At 50.1% G+C, this 3,073-nt stretch carries 2 protein-coding genes; both read right to left on the reverse strand.

The features are described 5' to 3' along the window. Positions 1-417: 417 nt before the first annotated feature. Positions 418-1,203: a DUF6499 domain-containing protein gene (locus tag P1S59_14305; GenBank protein MDF1527400.1), complete on the reverse strand. Its 786-nt coding sequence runs from the start codon at positions 1,201-1,203 to the stop codon at positions 418-420. Positions 1,204-1,338: 135 nt separating this feature from the next. Continuing rightward, on the reverse strand, positions 1,339-2,541 hold the full coding sequence (locus P1S59_14310) for a tyrosine-type recombinase/integrase (protein MDF1527401.1): 1,203 nt from the start codon (positions 2,539-2,541) through the stop codon (positions 1,339-1,341). Positions 2,542-3,073: the final 532 nt, after the last annotated feature.

Consider the following 3,073-nt stretch of genomic DNA (forward strand, 5'->3'; position numbering starts at 1 on the left):
TACCTTGCCCCGTCCAGGGCGGTCCTTTGATTTAGAACGACTCAAACTTGATTGCCGCAACCCGCAGTGACAACCGGACGGGACCGGAGCCAATCATCAACCTCACTGGCAAGCCAGCCAACCGCACCGGGAGCAATCTGTCGGCGGGCAGGAAAATCTCCCTTGGACTCGAGGCGCCAGATAGTTGTCCGACTGAGGCCAGTTGCACTCTGAATTTGTCGTGGGCGAACAATAGAGTTCTCATTCATGTCACACCTCCGGGATAAGGAATGGGATGCTTCCTGGAGATCAACGTAGCAACGACCTGCAAGGATAGATAAGGCGGTTTAACATTTTGCCTTATTCCGTCCCAATATCAGGCAGGAATAGTGAAACTTTGAATCTGGAAAAATTGGCCGAGCGATAGTCTACAAAGCTTTACTGTGAGGATGAGGATAACTGGAAAAGGTCTCGGTAACCGTAGTCTCTGAGGCGGATTGCCTCTTGCAAATGATCCTTGATTTTGCGAGATGCAGGATAATCGGGGTAGTCATTAGACATGTTAGGATAGATGGCACTCGCTATAGTAGCGTGGGTCACTCCTCGAATTTTCGCATCCAATATGCGAAGGTAAACAGGGTAATCCTTCGACCGAACACGGGGCGCAGGAAATCCGCCGCCGTCCTCCTTGTACTCCTTCTGAACATTTAGGAGATTCGACCTGATAATTTTCAATTGTGGTCCAATGGGCAAAGAAAGATCAAATATGGCAACGCACTCATTTCTGGGAAGATAAAACTCCCGGCTCCAGCGTCCCATGACTCCCCCGTACACAGTCCCCCTCTGATTGTTTGGCCAGAAGGATCTGGTGATGGTTGATTCTGAGGGGTCTTTCGGTTCCCCTCTCAGACCGTAGGCTTCAGCCATATATGAAACATGATATTGAAAATTTGAAATACTTGAACAGTTGTCAAGCCACTCTTGCATTACCGGCCCAGGAGTCTCACTTACCGGTTTCAACTTGCCTGTTACATCATACCAATCACCTACCATATCGCCGGGTAATTGAAGCAACGCTTGAAGGTAGTTCCAATCCTTTTGGTATTTAGGATTACGTCTAAGAAACGCCCAACCCCAATCAAACCTACTCGCTCTTTCAGGATCTGGATATTCACTCTCATTTCGCCAATCAGGAAGCCAATCAGGAACATTCATCTTACTCATAACGTGCCCCATCCAATTGTGAGAGATAATCGAACTTCTTTTGGACAACCCATCTAATACCCCTTGGCTGGATTATTCTCACCAAAAACCCCCTCCTAGACCCCTTGTTAGAAGCTAGAAAGGGCATTCAAGGAATCATGCCCCGCGCAATTTCACAACTTCGCCGGACTCACCTTTTCCTGAAACAAGATTTTCAATTTGCCGCGACAGTTTGGAAAGGGTGCGCTTTTTCTCGTTGTCGTAACCGTGCCTGTCATAGATCGCTGTAACGTCACGGTCAACGTGGTTCAAAATTGCTTTGAGGATCTCGCGGGAAGCTCCCCCTGCGCTTATCATGGTCCCCGCACTCCGCCGCAAATCGTGAGGCGTAAAGGGTGCGATCCCGACAGCCTCGAATATATCCCGGTTACGCCTTACAGCTTTTGACAGAGCGTCAACATAAAATGGCCGCTTCTCCATCCTGGAAAAAACAAAACCATTCCCTTCATCCCCAAGAAGCTCCTTTGCAAGCGGTGTGAGATAGACTCGATGGGCAATTCTATTTTTGGAGCGTTCCGCCGGAATGGTCAGCCAGTCCCCGTCAACTTCGTTCCAATGCAAGTTGACAACTTCACCGGGCCTTTGAGCTGTAACCAGAATCAACTTGAGCGCTCGCCGCATTGGGTCTGACATACTGGTTTCTTCCAGGACTTCCCAAAATCTGGCAACCTCGGTAGGGGTCAAAACACGGTCCCTTCTATTTTCCTGCGCCGGGGCTTTGACATGACTCGCGGGGTTAGCCTGAAATATCCCCTCCCCTATGGCCCAATTGAACAACCGGCGAATCACTGCAAGGGTTCTGTTGGCCTGTATCCCGCCCCTGGCGGCCACCTTATCAAGGAGAAGGGTGATATGCCTCCGTGTGATCTTTTCAGCCTTCAGGCGTTCCCAGGCGGGGAAAACATCCTTTTCCAAGATGCGTTGATACTCAGCTTTGGTTCGCTCCCGTAACCGATTTTCCTTCTTGAAAAACTCACCGGCAAGATCCTTGAACGTAGGAGCCAGAAGGACAGCCTGTTTGATATTAGCCTTTTCCAAACCAGGATCACGGTTCTGTTTAACCGCTTCCCGGACAGCGGCATGGGCCTTGTGCGCGTCCTCAATTCCGATAACGGGGAAATCCCCGTGAGTCATGCGCCGGAGGCGGCCACCGAACCGATAGATGCTTACCCAGGTCTTGGTTCCTGTTGGTGAAACTCTGATAGCCAGACCACGCCGCCCCTTCTCGCGAACCTCATACCGTTCCGCTCTAGGTTTCAACGCTTCAATGCTCTTGACAGTGAACCGCGCAGCTTCCATTTATCGGTCCCCCTCTCCCGTGGCTCGGGTATACTTTCGGGTATACTTCGGGTATACTTCGGGTATACTTTTGACCCTGATAAGGGTAACTGAGAATGAATTGATTTGAAATGAACATGAAGGCATAAGTCCCCGTTTTTCATTCCTTTTTAAGCTGTTCATGAATTGATTTTAACAGACTTGAAAGGGGATGAAAAGGGGGTAGCTGTCTGATTCGTAATCAGTAGGTCGTCGGTTCAAATCCGATTCTCGGCTCCAATGTTTTCAATGGGTTACAGTTTTTCGCTGTAGCCCATTTTTATTCTGGGTATACTTTCGGGTATACTTTGGCGGTCACAAAAGCCGTTTCCCTTACTTCAATAGGGTGGGGCGGGTCCAGCGACCGGCCCAAGGCCGGTTGTGGACTAAAGGGTTCCCTTCGCCGTACCCAACAACAGGCTCATGGGGTGAGCCTTCGAGACCCTGGTTCCGTGTGGGAACCGGGCTGTAGAACTCGGTTCCCTTGTAGTACCGAGTTTAGGATGTCGGCCAG

Source organism: bacterium (assembly GCA_029210965.1).
Lineage (GTDB): Bacteria > BMS3Abin14 > BMS3Abin14 > BMS3Abin14 > BMS3Abin14 > JALHUC01.

Excerpts from the sequence above, each read along its gene's own strand:
- P1S59_14310 (MDF1527401.1), bottom strand. The coding sequence starts at position 2,541 with ATGGAAGCTGCGCGGTTCACTGTCAAGAGCATTGAAGCGTTGAAACCT.
- P1S59_14305 (MDF1527400.1), bottom strand. The coding sequence starts at position 1,203 with ATGAGTAAGATGAATGTTCCTGATTGGCTTCCTGATTGGCGAAATGAG.